The sequence below is a fragment of the Romboutsia timonensis genome (assembly GCF_900106845.1).
Taxonomy (GTDB): Bacteria; Bacillota; Clostridia; order Peptostreptococcales; family Peptostreptococcaceae; genus Romboutsia; species Romboutsia timonensis.
The window spans coordinates 139880-158658 of sequence record NZ_LT629849.1; the positions used below are offsets into that span (position 1 = coordinate 139880).

16 protein-coding genes, 1 other RNA gene and 1 pseudogene are annotated in these 18779 nt (G+C 27.5%); 14 read left to right on the top strand and 4 right to left on the bottom strand.

The window, feature by feature from the left end; genetic code table 11:
• The first annotated feature begins 235 nt into the window (after positions 1–235).
• The 9 genes from rnr (at position 236) to BN7997_RS01855 (ending at position 12237) form a co-directional block, all read left to right on the top strand.
• Positions 236–2425, top strand: a complete 2190-nt coding sequence (gene rnr / locus BN7997_RS01815; RefSeq protein WP_071119182.1) for a ribonuclease R — start codon at positions 236–238, stop codon at positions 2423–2425.
• A gap of 130 nt (positions 2426–2555) precedes the next feature.
• Positions 2556–3011: an SsrA-binding protein SmpB gene (gene smpB / locus BN7997_RS01820; protein ID WP_071119183.1), complete on the top strand. Its 456-nt coding sequence runs from the start codon at positions 2556–2558 to the stop codon at positions 3009–3011.
• A 126-nt stretch (positions 3012–3137) separates the two neighbouring features.
• Positions 3138–3489, top strand: a transfer-messenger RNA (tmRNA) gene (gene ssrA / locus BN7997_RS01825).
• 140 nt (positions 3490–3629) lie between these two features.
• Complete coding sequence (locus BN7997_RS01830) at positions 3630–4334, top strand: lantibiotic protection ABC transporter ATP-binding protein (protein WP_071119184.1); 705 nt, start codon at positions 3630–3632, stop codon at positions 4332–4334.
• Positions 4327–5049, top strand: a complete 723-nt coding sequence (locus BN7997_RS01835; protein WP_071119185.1) for a lantibiotic immunity ABC transporter MutE/EpiE family permease subunit — start codon at positions 4327–4329, stop codon at positions 5047–5049. Before BN7997_RS01830 ends, BN7997_RS01835 begins: the two co-directional genes overlap by 8 nt.
• Positions 5050–5051: 2 nt before the next feature.
• On the top strand, positions 5052–5798 hold the full coding sequence (locus BN7997_RS01840) for a lantibiotic immunity ABC transporter MutG family permease subunit (RefSeq protein ID WP_071119186.1): 747 nt from the start codon (positions 5052–5054) through the stop codon (positions 5796–5798).
• A gap of 14 nt (positions 5799–5812) precedes the next feature.
• Entirely contained in the window at positions 5813–6478 is a 666-nt protein-coding gene (locus tag BN7997_RS01845; protein ID WP_071119187.1) for a response regulator transcription factor, read from the top strand.
• On the top strand, positions 6469–7833 hold the full coding sequence (locus BN7997_RS01850) for a sensor histidine kinase (protein WP_071119188.1): 1365 nt from the start codon (positions 6469–6471) through the stop codon (positions 7831–7833). The genes BN7997_RS01845 and BN7997_RS01850 overlap by 10 nt, the downstream gene beginning before the upstream one ends.
• A gap of 747 nt (positions 7834–8580) precedes the next feature.
• Positions 8581–12237: a cell wall-binding repeat-containing protein gene (locus BN7997_RS01855; protein WP_071119189.1), complete on the top strand. Its 3657-nt coding sequence runs from the start codon at positions 8581–8583 to the stop codon at positions 12235–12237.
• Between the two features lie 223 nt (positions 12238–12460).
• Here the strand turns inward: BN7997_RS01855 and BN7997_RS15525 are convergent, their stop codons facing one another.
• Positions 12461–12607: a hypothetical protein gene (locus BN7997_RS15525; protein ID WP_154665232.1), complete on the bottom strand. Its 147-nt coding sequence runs from the start codon at positions 12605–12607 to the stop codon at positions 12461–12463.
• A 314-nt stretch (positions 12608–12921) separates the two neighbouring features.
• On the opposite strand from BN7997_RS15525, the gene BN7997_RS15530 reads away from it, so the two are divergent.
• Positions 12922–13065: a hypothetical protein gene (locus BN7997_RS15530; RefSeq protein WP_154665233.1), complete on the top strand. Its 144-nt coding sequence runs from the start codon at positions 12922–12924 to the stop codon at positions 13063–13065.
• A gap of 55 nt (positions 13066–13120) precedes the next feature.
• Here the strand turns inward: BN7997_RS15530 and BN7997_RS01860 are convergent, their stop codons facing one another.
• On the bottom strand, positions 13121–14095 hold the full coding sequence (locus tag BN7997_RS01860; RefSeq protein ID WP_071119190.1) for an IS30 family transposase: 975 nt from the start codon (positions 14093–14095) through the stop codon (positions 13121–13123).
• 72 nt (positions 14096–14167) lie between these two features.
• Between BN7997_RS01860 and BN7997_RS01865 the strand changes: the two genes are divergently transcribed.
• The 3 genes and pseudogenes from BN7997_RS01865 (at position 14168) to BN7997_RS16140 (ending at position 15994) form a co-directional block, all read left to right on the top strand.
• The gene (locus tag BN7997_RS01865) at positions 14168–15214 is read left to right on the top strand and encodes a DUF5011 domain-containing protein (protein ID WP_195906789.1); all 1047 of its coding nucleotides are present in this window, start codon (positions 14168–14170) and stop codon (positions 15212–15214) included.
• 24 nt (positions 15215–15238) lie between these two features.
• A pseudogene (locus BN7997_RS01870) lies at positions 15239–15856 on the top strand (immunoglobulin-like domain-containing protein); the annotation flags it as partial.
• A gap of 33 nt (positions 15857–15889) precedes the next feature.
• Positions 15890–15994: an LPXTG cell wall anchor domain-containing protein gene (locus BN7997_RS16140; RefSeq protein WP_278335231.1), complete on the top strand. Its 105-nt coding sequence runs from the start codon at positions 15890–15892 to the stop codon at positions 15992–15994.
• Positions 15995–16198: 204 nt separating this feature from the next.
• Here the strand turns inward: BN7997_RS16140 and BN7997_RS01875 are convergent, their stop codons facing one another.
• Both BN7997_RS01875 and BN7997_RS01880 read right to left on the bottom strand, forming a co-directional pair.
• The gene (locus BN7997_RS01875) at positions 16199–16780 is read right to left on the bottom strand and encodes an IS630 family transposase (protein ID WP_143023134.1); all 582 of its coding nucleotides are present in this window, start codon (positions 16778–16780) and stop codon (positions 16199–16201) included.
• Positions 16693–17043 (bottom strand): IS630 transposase-related protein, encoded by a 351-nt coding sequence (locus tag BN7997_RS01880; RefSeq protein WP_071119193.1) that lies wholly within the window; start codon positions 17041–17043, stop codon positions 16693–16695. The genes BN7997_RS01875 and BN7997_RS01880 overlap by 88 nt, the downstream gene beginning before the upstream one ends.
• A 332-nt stretch (positions 17044–17375) precedes the next feature.
• Here BN7997_RS01880 and BN7997_RS01885 point away from each other — a divergent pair, with 332 nt between their 5' ends.
• A complete protein-coding gene (locus BN7997_RS01885; protein WP_071119194.1) occupies positions 17376–18539 on the top strand; it encodes a V-type ATP synthase subunit I domain-containing protein in 1164 nt (387 codons plus the stop codon).
• Positions 18540–18779: the final 240 nt, after the last annotated feature.

Below are 18779 nucleotides of genomic sequence, written 5' to 3' on the forward strand. Positions count from 1 at the left end.
TTTAAAACATTATAGTAAAATTATAACATTAGCAATATACAAAATCAAATTATAGGTAATTTAATCGAGTTTTACCAATCCATTACAATAGTGTATAATAGTTAAATGGTAATAATAAAATAATAATGGAAATTGAAATCTATCTTATTATTTTTTATCAATTATATAAATTTATATAATAAGATAAAATATAAAAGACTTTATATATAAAATACAGAACAAAGGAGGTACATTAATGTTACCAGGACTTAAAGAACGATTATTAGGATTAATAAATGACCCAGCATATACACCTTTAAAAAAGGAAGAATTAGCCTTAATATTTGACATACATCCAACAGAGATGCCGATGTTTTATAACTTCTTAGAGGAATTAGAAGAAGACGGATATATAGGGAAAACTAAAAAAGGAAAAATAGCTTCACCTAAATCAATGGGATACTTTGTAGGTAAATTCGTAGCTCATAGAAAAGGATTTGGATTTGTTGAGTCAGATGAAGAATACATACAAGACTTATTTATACCAGCAGCAGATGTAAATGGAGCTATGCACAATGATAGAGTTGTAGCAGAAATAACTAAACCTGCAACTGATGAAAGAAGAGCAGAAGGTGCAATAATAAAAGTACTTGAAAGAGAAATAACAAAGGTAGTTGGTGAATTTCAATCAAACAAAACTTTTGGATTCGTAATAGCTGATGAAAAGAAATTTAATCAAGATATATATATACCTAAAAAATACTTCAGTGGTGCAAAAGATGGAGATAAAGTTGTTGTTCAAATAACTATATGGCCACAAGCTGGCAGAAAGCCAGAAGGTAAAATAATAGAAGTGTTAGGACCAAAAGGTGAAAAAGAAGTTGAAATACTTTCTATAATAAGAGCACATGGACTTCCAGAAGAATTCCCTAAAAAGGTATTAGAAGAAGCTCAAAAAGTAGCAGTACCAATACCGCAAGAAGAAATTGATAGAAGATTAGATATAAGAGATTTAAATATATTTACTATAGATGGTGAAGATGCAAAAGACTTAGATGATGCTATATCTATAGAAAGATTATCTAACGGAAACTTCAAATTAGGTGTTCACATTGCTGACGTTACACACTATGTACATGAAAAAAGTAAATTAGATAAAGAAGCTTTAAAAAGAGCAACATCTGTTTACTTAGTAGACACAGTAATTCCAATGTTACCTAAAACTCTTTCAAATGGAGTATGTAGTTTAAATCCTCATGAAGATAAGCTTACATTATCAGTATTTATGGAAATAGATAGAAAAGGTAATGTAAAACAATACGATATAAAAGAAACAATAATAAACTCTAAAGCTAGAATGACTTATACAGAAGTATCTGACATACTAGAAAATGATGATGAAGAATTAAAAGCTAAATACTCTCATGTAGTAGAAGAATTTAAAACTGCAGAAGTTTTAGCAAAAATATTAATGGAAAGAAGAAATAGAAGAGGAGCAATAGATTTTGACTTCCCAGAAGCTAAAATAATATTAACTCCAGAAGGTAAAGTTTCTGATATAAAAGAATATGAAAGAAGAATATCAAACAGAATAATAGAAGAATTCATGCTTATAACAAATGAAACAGTAGCAGAACATTACTTCTGGTTAAATATACCGTTTGTTTATAGAATACATGAAACTCCATCACCTGAAAAAATGCAAGAACTAGGAAAATTTGTATCTACATTTGGATATACTATAAAAGGTGACTTAGAAGAAGTTCATCCAAAAGCACTACAATCAATAATAAGTGCAATAAAAGGAAAAAAAGAAGAAGAAGCTATAAGTACAATAATGTTACGTTCATTAAAACAAGCTAGATATTCACCAGAATGTAGCGGACATTTTGGATTAGCAGCACAATACTATAGCCATTTTACTTCTCCAATAAGAAGATATCCTGACCTTCAAATACACAGAATAATGAAGGAACATTTAAATAATAAAATAAATAAGAAAAGACAAGAACAACTTGTAAACATAGTAGATTATGCATCAACTCAATCATCAGAAAGAGAAAGAGCAGCAGACTTAGCTGAAAGAGATGTTAAAGACTATTACAAAGCAGTTTATATGGAAGATAAAGTTGGAGAAGAATTTGACGGTGTTGTATCAAGTGTAACTTCATTTGGTATGTTTATAGAATTACCTAATACTGTTGAAGGATTATCTAGACTTGCAAATATGGGTGATGACTATTATATTTATGACGAAATGACATATACTATAATAGGAGAAAGAACAAGAAAGACATATAGAATAGGTGACCCTGTTAGAATAAAAGTTGCTAATATAAATGTAGATTTAAGAGAAATAGACTTTAAGATACTTTACAAATTAGAAGATAGACCACAAAATGAAGGTGAACAGCAAGATCAACCTTTTGATGATATAGAAGAGTAGTAAATATAAGGTGTCGGTTTTCTCGACACCCTGTATTAAACTAGCAACCTTGACTAATAAGTATATATATGGTATATTTTTACTAATAGGATATATACTAAATAAGAATTTAAAGTAAGAAGGTGAACGTATGGCAGGAACTAAAACATTAGCTACAAATAGAAAAGCAAGACATGAGTACTTTATAGAAGAAACTTATGAATGTGGTATAGAATTAAAAGGGACAGAGGTAAAATCAATCAGACAAGGAAAAGTAAACTTAACTGATGGATATGCATCTGTAGATAATAGCGAAGTATTTATAAAACAAGTTCATATAAGCCCATACGAGCAAGGAAATAGATTTAATGTCGACCCTTTAAGAGTAAGAAAATTATTACTTCATAAGCATGAAATAAGAAAGCTTATAGGGGCTACAACTGTTAAAGGATACTCATTAATTCCTTTAAGTATGTATCTTAAAAATGGTAAGGTAAAAGTAGAATTAGCCTTAGCAAAGGGTAAAAAGTTACACGACAAACGTCAAGACTTAGCTAAAAAAGATGCTCAAAGAACTATAGAAAGAGAACTTAGAGGAAAATACTAATTTACCCACTAAATAACATTTGATTTTAATGCTAAAAAGTATTAATATATAAATACAACGAACAACTTAATATAAATGGTGAATAAAAAGTTTGCGAAAACAGTCCAAGGACTTTAAAATTACCACGGGGGCGTAAAGGTTTCGACGTGGGTTTGGAACTTGGGGTTGCGTGTCGTGTTACTCTGGGTCACGTAAAAACTGGGGAAGTTAAAATAAACGCAAACGATAATTACGCTTTAGCAGCTTAATAATGCTGCTCGACCCGCCTCGCCCTCCTGCCGGTTAGGCCTGGTCGTCATTTATGCAGGGAACTACTTTTGGGGTGTCTCGACCAAAAGCGGACTAATTGGGACTGGTCAAGCACATAGCCTGCCGCTGGGCGATGTGTGAGACGAGATTTTAGTACAGTTGGCTACACACGTAGATGCAACGAGGAAAAGACTTGCGGACAGGGGTTCGACTCCCCTCGTCTCCACCATTGAAATCCACGAAAAACACATTGATATAATAGTCAATGTGTTTTTTTATTTATAGTATAAAAAATACTAATCCTTATAAAATCCTTATAAACATTCTTTATACTTTTATTAAATCAAAAAGTAGAAGGGATGTTTTTTTATGAAATATATGATACAGACAAAAAATTTAAATAAAAGCTATAAAAAACAAGAAGTAAATAAAGATATATCTTTACTAGTACCAAAGAATTCAATATATGGATTACTAGGCCCAAATGGAGCTGGAAAATCAACATTACTTAAAATGCTTACAGGAATGATAAATCCTACATCAGGAGAAATAATATACAAAGAAAAACCATGGTCAAGAAATGACTTATTAGAAATAGGTTCACTTATAGAGCAATCGCCAATATATGAAAACCTAACCGCAAGAGAAAATCTAAAAGTACGTACACTATTATACAACTTACCAGATTCAAGAATTGAAGACGTTCTAGAAATTGTTAACCTTACAAATACAGGAAACAAAAAAGCAGGCAAATTTTCAATGGGAATGAAACAAAGACTAGGAATTGCAATAGCTTTATTAAATAATCCAAAACTATTAATCTTAGATGAGCCTACCAATGGATTAGACCCAATAGGCATAGGAGATTTAAGAGAATTAATTAAATCATTTCCCAAAAAAGGAATAACAGTAATCATATCTAGCCACATTTTATCTGAAGTAGAGCAAATTGCAGATTATATAGGAATAATTGCAAATGGTCAACTTTGGTATCAAGAAAAGGTTCAAGAGGATATAGATTTAGAAAAGTTATTTTTAGAAGTTGTTAAAAAGGCAGGTACTAAATATGAATAAAATACTACAATCAGAGCACTTAAAACAAAAGCATACTTTTCAAAAAAAATTAATATATTTAGCTCCATTAGTAAGTATAGCAATAGCTTTTGTATTAATGGGAGGATACTATATACAAAAAAGTGCGTATAACTGGTGGTATACATTGATATTACCAGGAAGTTTTACTATGATATGTTCATTTATTATATCTAATGATAGGAAAAGAAAATTCAATGGATTATTTAGTGTTATAGTGGATAAACAAAAAATTTGGTATTCTAAAATTATTATCAGTACTATGTATTTAGGGTTAAGTTGTTTAGTGTTTTTCGTAGTAATAACAATTATGGGATTTATATTTGAAACTGCTATTCAAGTTCAAAATAGTTTATTAGCATCTACAATATTATTTATAACGTTCTCGTGGCAAATACCGGTACTGATGTACTTAACCATGAAATTTAGTACTGGATTTACTATAATTATTAGTATTTTATGCAATTTTCTTGGTGGCATACTATTAGCGTTAACACCAATATGGTGGATTCCATTTGCGATACCATCAAAACTTATGTGCTATATAATAAGAGTTATGCCAAATGGTTTATCTGTTGAGGCTGGAGCTTATCCATTTGATATAAAAGTTATATTAATAGGTGTATTAGTAACTATTACACTTTATATTGTCACGTCATATTTAACTGCAAAATGGTTTGAAAAACAGGAGGTTTAACTATGCCAAGTTTTATAAATTATATAAAGATAGATTTCTATAAATTTTATCATTCAAAAATAATTAAAGTGCATTTTATTATTCCAGTGTTAGCTATGATACCTTTTTTATCGTACTATTCAGTTTCTCCATGGAATGAATTGGATAAAGTTATTTCATATATTCAAATTATTTCAATGTCATTTCCTTTAATAATATCTATTATATTGAATATGGTATATGAACAAGAAGAATGTGGAGGATTTCAATACTTTTTAACTACTCCGAATAAAAAATACCTTCCCCATTTTAGCAAGTTAATATCAATAATTATTTTAGGGTTAGTATCAACACTTATAGCAATATTAGGTTTTGGAATTATGTTTTATATTATGGGAAATGACTCTATAGAGATAAGTTTTTATTATAAAGAAACTTTGATAGTATTCTCAAGTAACATACTTTTATATATGATACAATATTTAGTAGTATTTTATTTTGGCAAAGGTGCATCAATTGGAATTGGAATAATTGGAAGCCTTATTTCAGCACTGATGTTAACTGGTTTAGGAGATGGAATATGGCAAGTGATACCTTGGGCATATTCAATGAGATTATCTTCTTACTTTATATTGTATAAGGAAAATATATTAATTCAAAATAGTGAGATAATACAAGGTATATTTATAATGATAATATTTATAGCTATAACTTTTATTTCACAATTAATATTTAGTAATCATTGGGAAGGGAACAGAGAAAATTATTAGAGCAAGGAGTATTTATGAATAGTATAAATATTTTAGTAGTTGATGATGAGATTGAGATTTGTAATTTGATAAAAAGTGCATTGAAAAAGCAGGGATACGCAGTTACTGTAAGAAATAATGCAATAGATATTAGTAAAGAAGAACTTAATAAATTTGATTTAATACTATTAGATGTAATGATGCCAACCGTAGATGGATTTACTTTATGTAGATATATTCGAGATGAAGTTGATTGTCCAATAATTTTCATAACTGCCAAAACGATGGAGGAAGATATACTAGAAGGATTCTCTATAGGTGCAGATGATTATATAAAAAAGCCTTTTAGTATTTTGGAATTAAGGGCAAGAGTAGAGGCTCATCTCAGAAGAGAACATAGAGAAAAACAACAAGTTTTATCAACAAATGAATTAAAATTTAACTTGAAATCAAAAGAAATATATTTTAATGATGAAAAAATACTACTTACAAAAGGTGAATATAAAATTTGTGAGTATTTAGCAAGACACAAGGGACAAGTTTTCACATTAGAACAAATTTTTATAGAAGTTTATGGATTTGATAAAGATAGTGACAGTAGCTGCATTAGAGAACATATAAAAAATATACGTGCCAAGCTTACTAAGTATATAGAAAGCCCCATCACAACAGTTTGGGGGATAGGATACAAATGGATATAAAAAGAGGAAAAAGTCTGTACATGATATTTTTAGGATACTTGATTAGTTTTTGTATTTTAAGCATAATATGGATTTTTTCATTAGTAGCTTTTATTAATATTTCTGTTAATAAGGATATAATAAAGCCTGCTAACTATATGGAAAATCAAGTAGAAAAATTAAAACTAGAAGCAAAGCAAGGTTTGAAGTTTGATTCAAGTAAAATACCTTATTCAAGTAATTACATTTTTTTTGATAATAAAAATAAAGTGGTTAAATCAAACACTAATGAAGATGAAACAAAGAATATAAATAAATATTTAGATGGGGAAAAATTCAGCAGTAAATATGTTTACGATAAAATAATCTTTAAAGATGGAACTTGTATAATTGGATATGATATTAAAGCACACTTTACATCAAGGATACTGCATGACTTAATACCATACCCAGAAAAACTATTAATAGTTGTATTTTTAACAGGATTTATATTTATAGCACTTATCATAGCAATACAGTTTGGTAAAAAATTAAAAAAAGAATTGTATCCTCTTAAATTATCAACTGAGAAAATAATGAATCAAGACTTAGATTTTGAAGTGAAAAATAGTGATGTGAAAGAATTTAATGAAGTATTAATTTCCATTTCAAATATGAAAATAGCCTTAAAAGAATCGTTAATGATGCAGTGGCATATGGAAAAGGAAAAGAAAAATCAAATATGTGCGCTAGCTCATGATATAAAAACACCAATAACTATAATAAAAGGAAATGCAGAACTTTTAAAGGAGAGTCAACTATGTCAAGAGGATAGAGAGTTTACAGACTACATTATTAATAATGCAGATAAAGTTGAAAAATATATATCTATATTAATTGATATATCAAAATCACCTTTAGAAAAAAATGAAACTAAAGAAGCTATTGACATAGATAAATTTGTAGAAGAATTAAAATGTGAACTTTACGCATTGTGTTCATTAAAAAGCATAGCAGTTTCTAATAAGATGAGTTATAAAACAAAAATAATTATAGGGAATAAAGAACTCTTAATGAGAGCTATTGTAAACATAATGTCAAATGCAGTTGACTATTCACCTACAAAAAGTGAGATTGAGTTTGTAGTAAGTGAGAAGGAAGGTATGTTTATATTTACTATAAGGGATTCTGGTAGAGGATTTACTGAGGGTGGACTCAAAAATGCCACAAGTCAATTTTATATGGAAGCAAATGAAAGAAAAGTTGGAGAACATTATGGTATGGGATTGTATATTGCAGAATCCGTAGCTAAAAAGCATGGTGGTTTTGTAATCTTAAAAAATAGAGAAGACAAAGTTGGTGCAGAGGTTTCGTTAATGATTAATACTAAAGTATGATATATTCAGATAGATTATATATATACTTAGTATAGCTAGAGTATATTTATTGTAATGCTAGACGTATAGCATTTTAAATAAGCTATAAATGAATGTGAAGTTTTATTAGGCATTTATTATAAAGTTGAGTATAAGTTAATTGTGGGTATGATTCTTGTGAATCGTCTCCACCATTGAAATCCACGAAAAACACATTGATAATTTTATCAATGTGTTTTTTTATTGCAATAAATTGATTTTATAAAGACATAAAATATGAAATATAAATTAGAAAGTTAAGATTAAATATAGTAAGAATTAAGCTAAAAAGTACATGATGAATTACTAGTCATTTAGAGTATCTTCCTTAAGTTTGTCAAACTAAGTATTATAAAATGCTGTTAAATTTTCCTTCTGATGAACATTTTGAGGGACATTAATAAAGCAATTTTTTTATTTTAACAATTTATAAATTGCATACTTTAATTAGAATTACGTTGTTTTTAATATAGCCTTTTGATATAAATTTTAGATAATGAAAGGTACTTATAAGTAAATTTACTTTTAGGAGTTTTTATTATTTAATTGAAAATATATTAAAATGATAGATGATGTTACTATTTTTAAAAACAAACTACAAAATTCGACAAAATAACCTACAATATCATTGAAAAAACTATATTATTTAATATATAATATTAGAAAATAAATTAAAAATTTATTATTTATAGTACTTATAATAAAAAATATATTGGAGGAATATTAAAGGTGATAAAAAGAATAATGGCGCTTTTTTTAGCATTAATTATGTGCTTAGATGTAAGTATAACAGCAAATGCAGCTGTTTTGAATAAACCTACTGAGCATATTGCAAATGTAGTTTATTTTGTTGATTTTAAAGATAGCAATTCAAATTTTATGGATGGCAAAGTTGATAAGGTTAAAGATATGTTTGATGGAAATAAGGATACTTCATTAAGTAACTATATAAAAATTATATCTTATAATCAAATGAATGTGCATAATTACTTTCCACAAGAACAAAATGGAAAAATAACACCATATAGATTACCGAATAATAGAAGTTACTATAACAATAGTAACGAAACTGAATTAATATCAAATGTACTTGAAAATGTTCCTGTAGACCCAAGTTACAATATTGATATGAATAATGATGGATATGTTGATAATGTTATATTTATTTTTGGTGCAAAAAAGGGTGAAGATGGTGATGTGCTTTGGGCACATAAAGCTAATCATAATGGTGCAACAGAAGTAAACGGTAAAAAAGTAAATAACTACAATATACATAGCTCATATGGTTTGATTGACTCTGTATTAAGGGAAAGAGGAGTACTTATACATGAATTTATGCACTCAATAGGTTACCCAGATTTATATCGTTCAAGAGGAACTGGTGCACCAGTTGGAGGATGGGACATAATGGCTAGTGTTTCATCATTTGTTCAGTACCCATTATCTTATTTAAGAAGTGCCATATCTGGATGGATATCGATAGATACTATAACTCAAAATGGAACATACACATTAAAGCCTTCAAGTAATTCAGGTGATAATCAAGCTTTAATTTTAAAAACTCCTATTTCAGAAAAAGAGTTTTTTGTTGTTGAGTATAGAAAAGCTGGAACACCATATAAAGATCAGCTTGATGAAAAAATACCAGGTAGTGGCTTAATAATTTATAGAGTAAATACAGAAGAAACTTCGAACTATCATGGTAACAAAGATTATATTTATGTATTTAGACCAGGTGAGACAGGAGAAGGTGATGGTAATGGAAAATTATCAGAAGCTTTCTTATCTAAAGAATCTGGAAGAACAACTTATGGTAGTTCTGATTTTAGTAAAAAAATAAGTGACAAAGCAATAACTTATTCTAACGGGCAAAATAGTGGAATAGTTATAGAGAATGTTTCAAATGCAGGAGAAGAAATCACTTTTGATGTTAAATTTACAGATACATCAAATCTAGATATATGGGATGTAGTAGGAAATAAAGAAGTATCAAATAGAACAAACAATGATATTGATATGGATGTAGTTGGAGATAAAGTTTATACAGTATATAATGAGGATAATAAGTTAAAAGCTAAGATGTTTGATGGTTCAAATTGGGTTAGTTTAGGAGATAGTATAATAAATAATAAAGGAAATAACCCAACAATTACAGTGTACAATGATACACCATATGTTTTATATCATGATTCTGCTTATAAAAGTATAGTTGCAAAATTTACGAATAATAAATGGGAAACTGTGCAAACTCTAACAAGCGATTTAAGTCAGTATTCAGATATGATTGCAACTAATAATGGAGTATATATTGCAATTACAAATGGTAAGACAACATTTATGAATGAAGGTAAGGCGTATTTAAAAGTATTTAAATTAAATTCAAATACAAATAAGTTTGAATGCATTGGAAACAATATACATACAGGGTATGTAGTAGAACCTTCTTTAAGTGAGAGTAACGGAAATGTATATGTGTCATATACAGATTTTTTACAGAATAATAAAGTTTTCATACAGAAGTATGAAAATAATACTTGGAAAAATATAGAGGGGATAAATTTATCAGCATCAAGAGCTGTTATTGAGGTAACTGATAAAAAATTATACCTTGCAACTACTTTTGTAAATGGAACAAACTCTTCGCAAGTTCATGTTTATGAAAATAACAAATGGACTAAACTTGGAGAAGATGTTGGTGGAAGTGAAGTAACAAATTTACTTATAGATGTTAATGGTAAAATACCGTATGTAGCTTATGTTGATAGCGTAAAGGGTTGTTCAATAGTTAAAAAAATTAATGGTGATAAATGGGTACAAGAAGGATTAAATGTATCAGACGAGAATTTAAGTAAACTTGATTTTAAAATAAGTAATAATAAAGCGTATGTTGCAATTAATCCAACTGCATCAAAAAAATTATTAATTAAATCGAGACAATTAGAAAAATCAAATACAGGACAAATAGTTGGAGTTTCAGGTATTACCTTGAACAAAACAGCTCTGAATTTAACAATAGGAGCTAGTGAAAGTTTAGTAGCAACAATAAGTCCAAGTAATGCCACAAATAAAGATGTGGAATGGACAAGTAGCAATACAAACGTAGCTACGGTAGATACAACAGGAAAAGTAACAGGTGTATCAGCAGGAAGTGCAACAATAACGGTAAAAACGAAAGATGGATCTAAAGTAGCAACATGTAATGTTACAGTAAAAAATCCAGTAATATCAGTAACAGGAGTTACTTTAAACAAAACAGCACTGAATTTAGTAACGGGAGCTAGTGAAAGTTTAGTAGCAACAATAAGTCCAAGTAATGCCACAAATAAAAATGTGGAATGGACAAGTAGCAATACAAATGTAGCTACAGTAGATACAACAGGAAAAGTAACAGGTGTATCATCAGGAAGTGCAACAATAACGGTAAAAACAAAAGATGGAGCTAAAGTAGCAACATGTAATGTTACAGTAAAAAATCCAGTAATATCAGCAAATGAAAATAAGCTGATTGGAGAAGATAGATATAAAACTGCTATAAAAGTAAGTAATAGAGGATGGAGTAAATCAGATAATGTAGTAATAGTAAATTCAAGTGCTATAGTAGATGCACTTAGTGCAACACCTTTTGCTAAGATGAAAAATGCTCCAATACTTCTTACTGGAGCAGAGAATTTAAATAATGAAACTAAAAAAGAAATAACTCGATTAGGAGCAAAAAATGTATATGTAATAGGTGGAACAGGTGTAGTATCAAAAAATGTAGTATCTGAATTAAAAGCTATGAATCTTAATGTAGATAGAATAAGCGGAGATACTAGATATACTACAGCATTAGAAGTTGCAAAAAGATTAGGTAATGTTTCGGAAATAGCTGTTGTAAATGGAGTTACTGGTTTAGCAGATGCAGTATCAATAGCACCTGTTGCAGCAGATAGAAATATGCCAATAGTACTATCATCACCAAATGAAGGAACAAAAGTGTTTGATGAATTTATAAAGGTTAATAGCATAAAAACATCCTATGTAATAGGAGGAGAAGCGGCTATTTCAAAAGATGTAGCATTTAAACTACCTAATGCAAATAGATTAGGTGGAGCAAGTAGAAATGAAACTAATGCGATTATATTAGAGAAGTTTTATACAAATAGGGATTTAAATAATATATTTGTTGCAAAAGATGGAATGAAAAAAGTAGACGATCTAATAGATGCTTTAGCAGTAGGTGTCTTAGCATCTAAAGAAAAATCTCCAGTAGTAATAGTAGGAAATAAACTAGACGCTAAACAAGAAGAATTATTAGAGTACAAGAATCCAAAAGAGATAACTCAAGTTGGAGGAAATGGAAATGAAAATGCATTTAGCCAAATAGTAAATATATTTAAAAAGTAAATATAACAAAGGAGATAGAATTATGGGGATTATTGCTGTGATTTATCTCAACTATTAAAATCCTCAAAAAACGTATATTGAAGGGGTAGAACTCAGGCAAGGTAATGCACTATATAAAGTCCACTGTCTTTAAAAGTCGATACTATAGAAGGATTAAAAGAATTATTAAATTTTACAGAAAAATCAAGATTTACTGTAGTTAATGTTGAAGAAGTAAAAGTTACTAAAGATAATCAAGAAGTAATATACATTTAGATAATATTGTAGATACAGATAATACAAATAATGAAAATAATACTACAGGAGAAGATAAAGCAAATAATAATACACCTGATAAGAATAAAAATTCTTCATCTAATAATACTTCCAATGATAATAGTAATAATTTAGATGATAACTCTAACGAAACTAATAAAGAAGGAAATCCTAAAACTTATGATGGTGGAGTATGGTAATATATATTAAATGGAATAGGAACACTAGGATTATTATCAATATTAAATAAGAGAAACAGAAGAAAAAATAATATAAATAAAGAAATAAGTAGATAGATAAATAAAACTATCTACTTATTTCTTTATTTATAATAATAAATCTTGTTAAATAAAAATAGAATGCTATCGTATAAATTTACAAATCCTTATCCTTCTTTGGAAATGGGAGAGTAATGAGAACACTAATGGATTGTTAAGAAATTTTTATCCTAAAAGAGTTGATTTTTATGATATAACACAAAATGAGCTTGATGCTGTAGTGAATATAATAAATAATAGATTTTGCAAGTGTTTTGAATATAAAATACCTGTAGAAGTGTTTGCTGTAGCATAAATATATTTTATTACCTGAATTGTCAATTTAAATCAGACAAATTACTTATGAATCACTAAGCAAATGTAAGTAAGCTTTCAAATCCAGTTGCTTCTTTTATAACCTCATTTGGTGTTTTATAGTCTAGTGATTTTCTAGGTATAGAATTCCATTTATACGCAATCATATTTAATTCTTCTTGAGAATATGCAGATAAATCTGTAGACTTAGGTAAATCTTTTCTAACTATTCCATTTGAATTCTCATTTAGCCCTCTTTGACCTGGTGATCCAGGGTCTCCAAAGTAGATTTCAATATTAACTGAACTATCTTTTTCTATGTCTGACCATTTTGAAAACTCTTTACCTCTATCAAATGTAATAGTAGATATACACGACTTATGTAAAGATGATAGCCATTTGCAAATTGCTTCTTTAACATCCTCACTCTTTCTACTTGCTTTAAGTAATACAATATATTTTGAATACTTTTCTACTAAAGTAACTATAGCTGATTTTCTAGCTTTTCCTACAATAGTATCTCCCTCAAAATGGCCATATTCTATACTAGTTTTAGCATTAGGATACTTTTCATCTCTTTCATGAATTGTTTTACATGTATTAATTTTACCTCTTGTTTCGTTATGACCCTTCGGGTTATTTTTACCCTTACGTCTCAACTTATTTATATCTATTACACCTTGTTTTGCTAATTTGTATAATGTTTTTGTTGATATTTTTTCATCTTTTCCATCTATTTTATCTCTTCCTGCGATAGCATCTAAAGACCAATCATTTTCTAGCTTATTATTGATATCATCTAATTTTTCTTTGCTTAATACAATGGGCTTTCTTCCACATCTAGATTTATTTATTAGGTATTGATTATATATTTCTTGAACAGTAAGTCCTTGCATAAATAGCTTGTAATATCTGTAAACTTTATCTTTTCCAATTTTCATTCTTTGAGCGCAAGCTCTTGCTTTCACGCCTAAATAGTAATTTGCTTCTAGATTTGTTAGCTGATTTATGTTAATATGATTAAAAGACATTTTTGGTACTCCTTTTGTTGATTTTAGTAGGTTAACTAAGTATATCATAAGTGTCTTTTTTTGTTTATATATTTGTCTGATTTAATTATACAATTCAGGTATAAAAATGAGTTTTTAAGTGATGATAAAGATCAGATTACAATAAGTGGTAGAGCACAAACAGCATATAATAATAAACAATTTTTAGCTTATGGAAATAAATATTTAGAGACTAAAGATACTGTTAATTACAATAAAGGAAATTTAATATTATCTGAATCTCAAGAATCAGAAGTATCGTCAAAATTAAATGCTGGATATGACAAGTACAAGAATGTTAATATTCCATTGACACCAGCAACAGTAGATTACACATATATAAATAAATTAATTAATGAAGATAATGTATTCTATGAAGATGTAAAAAATAAAGGCTTAATAGGTATTTTAGGTGGCCAATATTCAGAAGCAGTGGCTAATGAATTAAAATCTTTAATAGAGGAAACACAGAACTTAATTAATTCAAAATCATTAAATCAATATAATACAAATAAGAAACTTACATTTATTGAAGAAACTTTTAATAAATTTAAATCTAGTATAAATACAAAAGGTGATGCACCTACAATAACAGGATCAAGTATTGTTACTATAAATCAAGGAGATTCATTTGATTTTATGGATGGAATTACAATAGTAGATGACCGTGATACTATAGATCAAATGAATATAAAAATAGAACAAGGTAATTTTGATTCACATATACCAGGACAATATACAATAAAATATATTATTCAAGATAGAGATGGTAATGTAACAGAATTTGAAAGAGAAGTTGTTGTAATAATTATAGGTGCTCCAGTAATAGAAGGATTAAATAAAGTAGAATTAAAAGTAGGAGACAAGTTTGAACCATTAGCAGGAGTAAAAGCTACTGATAAAGATGGTAGAGATATAACAAAAGACATAAAGGTAAGTGGAAGAGTAGATGTTAATGTAGAAGGAACATATGAATTAATATACTCAGTAACAGACTCATATGGAAAGAAAACAGAAATTAAAAGAGAAGTTGTTGTAAGAAGTAATGAAGCTCCAGTAATAGAAGGATTAGATAGAGTAGAACTAAAAGTAGGAGATTAATTTGAACCATTAGCAGGAGTAAAAGCAACAGATAAAGAAGATGGAGATATAACAAAAGATATAAAGGTAATGGGAAGAGTAGATGTTAATGTAGAAGGAACATATGAATTAACATATACAGTAACAGATTCAGATGGTAACAAAACGGAATCTAAAAGAGAAGTTGTTGTAAGACCTATAAAAGTTGAAATAAATAATGCACCAACTATAGAAGCAAATGATAAAATTATAAAAGTTGGAACTGAGTTTAATCCACTTAGTGATGTAACTGCATTTGATGCTGAAGATGGAGATATAACTAATAAAATAAATATAGTATCAAATAATGTTAATACAAGTAAAGTTGGAAATTATGAAGTAGTATACGAAGTTACTGATAGTAAAGGTGTATCTACAACTAAAGTTATATCAGTAGTTGTAGTTTCTAATAATAAACCAGTAATAATAGGTGCTAATGATATTAAAATCAAAAAAGGAAGTAAATTTGATTTAATGGCTGGTGTAAGTGCCTACGATTATGAAGATGGAGACTTGACTAATAAGATTACTGTATTAGGTACTGTAGATACAAATAAACCTGGTAGATATGGTATTGTTTATAGCGTTTCTGACAGTGAAGATAATATTACTAAAATCACAAGAAAAGTAACTGTATATGACAATAAATCAAATTTAATGCAGAACCCTCAGACTGGAGAACAATCAAATACAATGCTTTGGGTAGCAACAGGTGCAGTAGCTCTTATGGGATTAGCACTTCTAAATAGAAGGAAAAAATAAATTAAGAAATATGTATAAAAATACAGAATAATATTTCATAATAAAGTAAATATTCTAATAACTAATTATTTTACAAAAAACTTAAGGTAATTTAATTATTAATTGATATTTATATTAAATATTTAAATAAGATTTATCAAAAGAAGTATTGCATAGTAGCAATACTTCTTTTTTACGCTTAAGGATATTATATAGTAGTCGAACTTAAAAAAGTTCGTAAATAGATTCTTCAAGGCTCTTGTTATTTTTAGTTATTTTTTTCAAATTTTTCTTTAATGTTGCCCAATACTTTTCTATAGGATTTAAATTTGGAGAATATGGTGGTAAAAATATTAGTTTTAGATTTTTATTAGCATTTTTACATAATTCGTATAATCTACTCTTACAATGAAATGTTGCATTATCCATTACAATAGCTTTATTTTTTTCTACTTCATTTAAAAACATTTCTTTAAACCATTTTTCGAAAAACTTACTATCCATTATTTTATCGTACACTAAAGGAGAGATAATCTTATCTCCACATTTTCCTGCTACTATATTTGTTCTTTTGTATTTTTTACCTGGTATTTTATCGTAAACTTTTTTACCTCTTATAGCTCTTGCATATTCTCTATAAATATAACCTTGTATTCCTGTTTCATCAATATATACTATATCTTCTTCGCTAAAGTTTTTTATCTCATTTAAATATTTATTTACTTTTTCCTTACATTGTTCTTTGTATGAAGTTGTCTTTTTTTTCGTGTTATATTTAATTTCTTTAATGCTTTTCTTATTGCACACTCACTACAATTAAACTCCTCTGCAATCTCAACTAAATATGCATCTGGATGTTTTTCTATATATTTAATTAACTTTTCTGGATAAATCTTTTTTGGTTTTCTAACCTGTATTTTTACTTCACCTAATTTACCTTCCTTTTCTTTATTTATCCACCTAGTTAGTGTTGTTTCAGATATTTTAAATACTTTACAAGTTTCTTTGTAAGTATGGCCTTCTCTTTGGTATTCTACTGCTCTTTGTTTAAACTTTATATCATAACTCATATTATATTTGTTAACTTATTTAATAATTTTCATACCTTTATTATTAAGTTCGTTTACTATAATATTTAAAAAAATGTGGATAACTTCTGAATGTAAGTAATATCAATCAACTGGTTTTGAGCGTAAAAAAGATTTTGAGCAACGGACGAAGTCGTTGGCGACATGAAGTGTTTCGCCGACACGTCGCTCAGGCGAAGCGAATTTTTTATGTGCAATGAAATTAGATTAATATAAAAATCAAACTATTATGATATGTATCTTTTATCCGTATATTAATTTATATAGTATAACTTTATAAATTATTCAAACAGTTAGTAAAGGAAATTTTAAAAATGAATAGTATTAATAATAATCCATTTAGAAATAGCAATATAAATATGGAAAATAATAATATATTGAATAATACATCACCTAAAATGAAAAAAATAGATAAATTTGAGCAACCAATAGATAAAAATTTTCTTAATAAAATAAAAGAAGAAATAGAAAAAACACAATTAATATGTGTGAAAATAGTTAGAGGTGAAGAGGTAAGTAAGAAAGATTTAGAATTTATATCAAAGAAATATCCAGATATGAAGCAAATGGCAGAAGAATCATTAAAAGATTACAATAACATTATAAAAGAATTAAAACTATGTAAAGACCATGATGAAGTAGAACAATTACTATTTAAATTTTCTAAGGAAACCTCAAATACAGCTAAAAATGGATATCTATCTGAGCTTCAATCTAAGATAAAAGCGACAATTATGGAGGAAATGATAAAGTCTAGTAAAAATATAAAGTCTGAACTTGATAATGCAGAAAAAATAGCATTAAAAATAGTTAAAGGAGAAGAAATTACTTCTAATCAAGAAAACTTTTTAAAACAAAAGTACCCTCATATAAAGCAGATGTCACAACAAACATTAAAGTATATTAATGATTTAAAAATAGATTTAAAGAATTGTAAAACACAACAGGAAAGAGAGCAATTACTATCTAAAGAAATTAAAAATCTAGATAGTAAAAAAAATATACTAAGTAAAACTGAAATTAAGTTTAAAATGGCAGAAATAGAACAAGTTCAAAAATTTTTAAATAACAATAAAAAAGATAATGAAAAATTGAGATTAATTGCACTAAAAATAATTAAGAATAAAACTCTAACTAAATCTGAAGAAAAATTTATAAGTGAAAAATACCCGAATTTAAAAGAAGAAATAAGAGAATATGAATATTTAAAAGAACCATTTAAAGATTATAAATATAAAGAAGAAATATTAGATAAAGAATTAAAAAAAATAGAACAACAAATTGTAAGTAGTAAAATTACAGAACATCAAGCGATAATAAAAAAAGCTATCATAGAAGATATAAAAAAAGAAAATGAATATGGTATATATTATTATATGAATTTATACTTACATATGATTTTTAATAAAATAAGTGAGAACAGTCTAGGAATTATAATATTAACAATATTAATTATAACTATGATGTATATATTTTAAACTAATTTGTTATGATAGCTATTTTGTTAAGTATATTGAGATTACTATATAAATCTTTTAACTATAAAAAAGTAGCTTGTTATACTCTAGTGTTTTCAAGAATTATATTTAATTAGTATAACGAGTAAATCTAAAAATTCACTAGATAGAAATTTTAATCTTGTGTATGTTATAATAATAAATATAATAATATTATCAAATATATTATAAAAATAAAGAAAGGAGTTGCTACTCATTATA

Bases quoted from the DNA above. Each gene is read 5' to 3' on its own strand.
- rnr (WP_071119182.1), top strand. From the start codon at position 236: ATGTTACCAGGACTTAAAGAACGATTATTAGGATTAATAAATGACCCA.
- smpB (WP_071119183.1), top strand. From the start codon at position 2,556: ATGGCAGGAACTAAAACATTAGCTACAAATAGAAAAGCAAGACATGAG.
- BN7997_RS01830 (WP_071119184.1), top strand. From the start codon at position 3,630: ATGAAATATATGATACAGACAAAAAATTTAAATAAAAGCTATAAAAAA.
- BN7997_RS01835 (WP_071119185.1), top strand. From the start codon at position 4,327: ATGAATAAAATACTACAATCAGAGCACTTAAAACAAAAGCATACTTTT.
- BN7997_RS01840 (WP_071119186.1), top strand. From the start codon at position 5,052: ATGCCAAGTTTTATAAATTATATAAAGATAGATTTCTATAAATTTTAT.
- BN7997_RS01845 (WP_071119187.1), top strand. From the start codon at position 5,813: ATGAATAGTATAAATATTTTAGTAGTTGATGATGAGATTGAGATTTGT.
- BN7997_RS01850 (WP_071119188.1), top strand. From the start codon at position 6,469: ATGGATATAAAAAGAGGAAAAAGTCTGTACATGATATTTTTAGGATAC.
- BN7997_RS01860 (WP_071119190.1), bottom strand. From the start codon at position 14,095: ATGTCTTTTAATCATATTAACATAAATCAGCTAACAAATCTAGAAGCA.
- BN7997_RS16140 (WP_278335231.1), top strand. From the start codon at position 15,890: ATGCAGAACCCTCAGACTGGAGAACAATCAAATACAATGCTTTGGGTA.
- BN7997_RS01880 (WP_071119193.1), bottom strand. From the start codon at position 17,043: ATGAGTTATGATATAAAGTTTAAACAAAGAGCAGTAGAATACCAAAGA.
- BN7997_RS01885 (WP_071119194.1), top strand. From the start codon at position 17,376: ATGAATAGTATTAATAATAATCCATTTAGAAATAGCAATATAAATATG.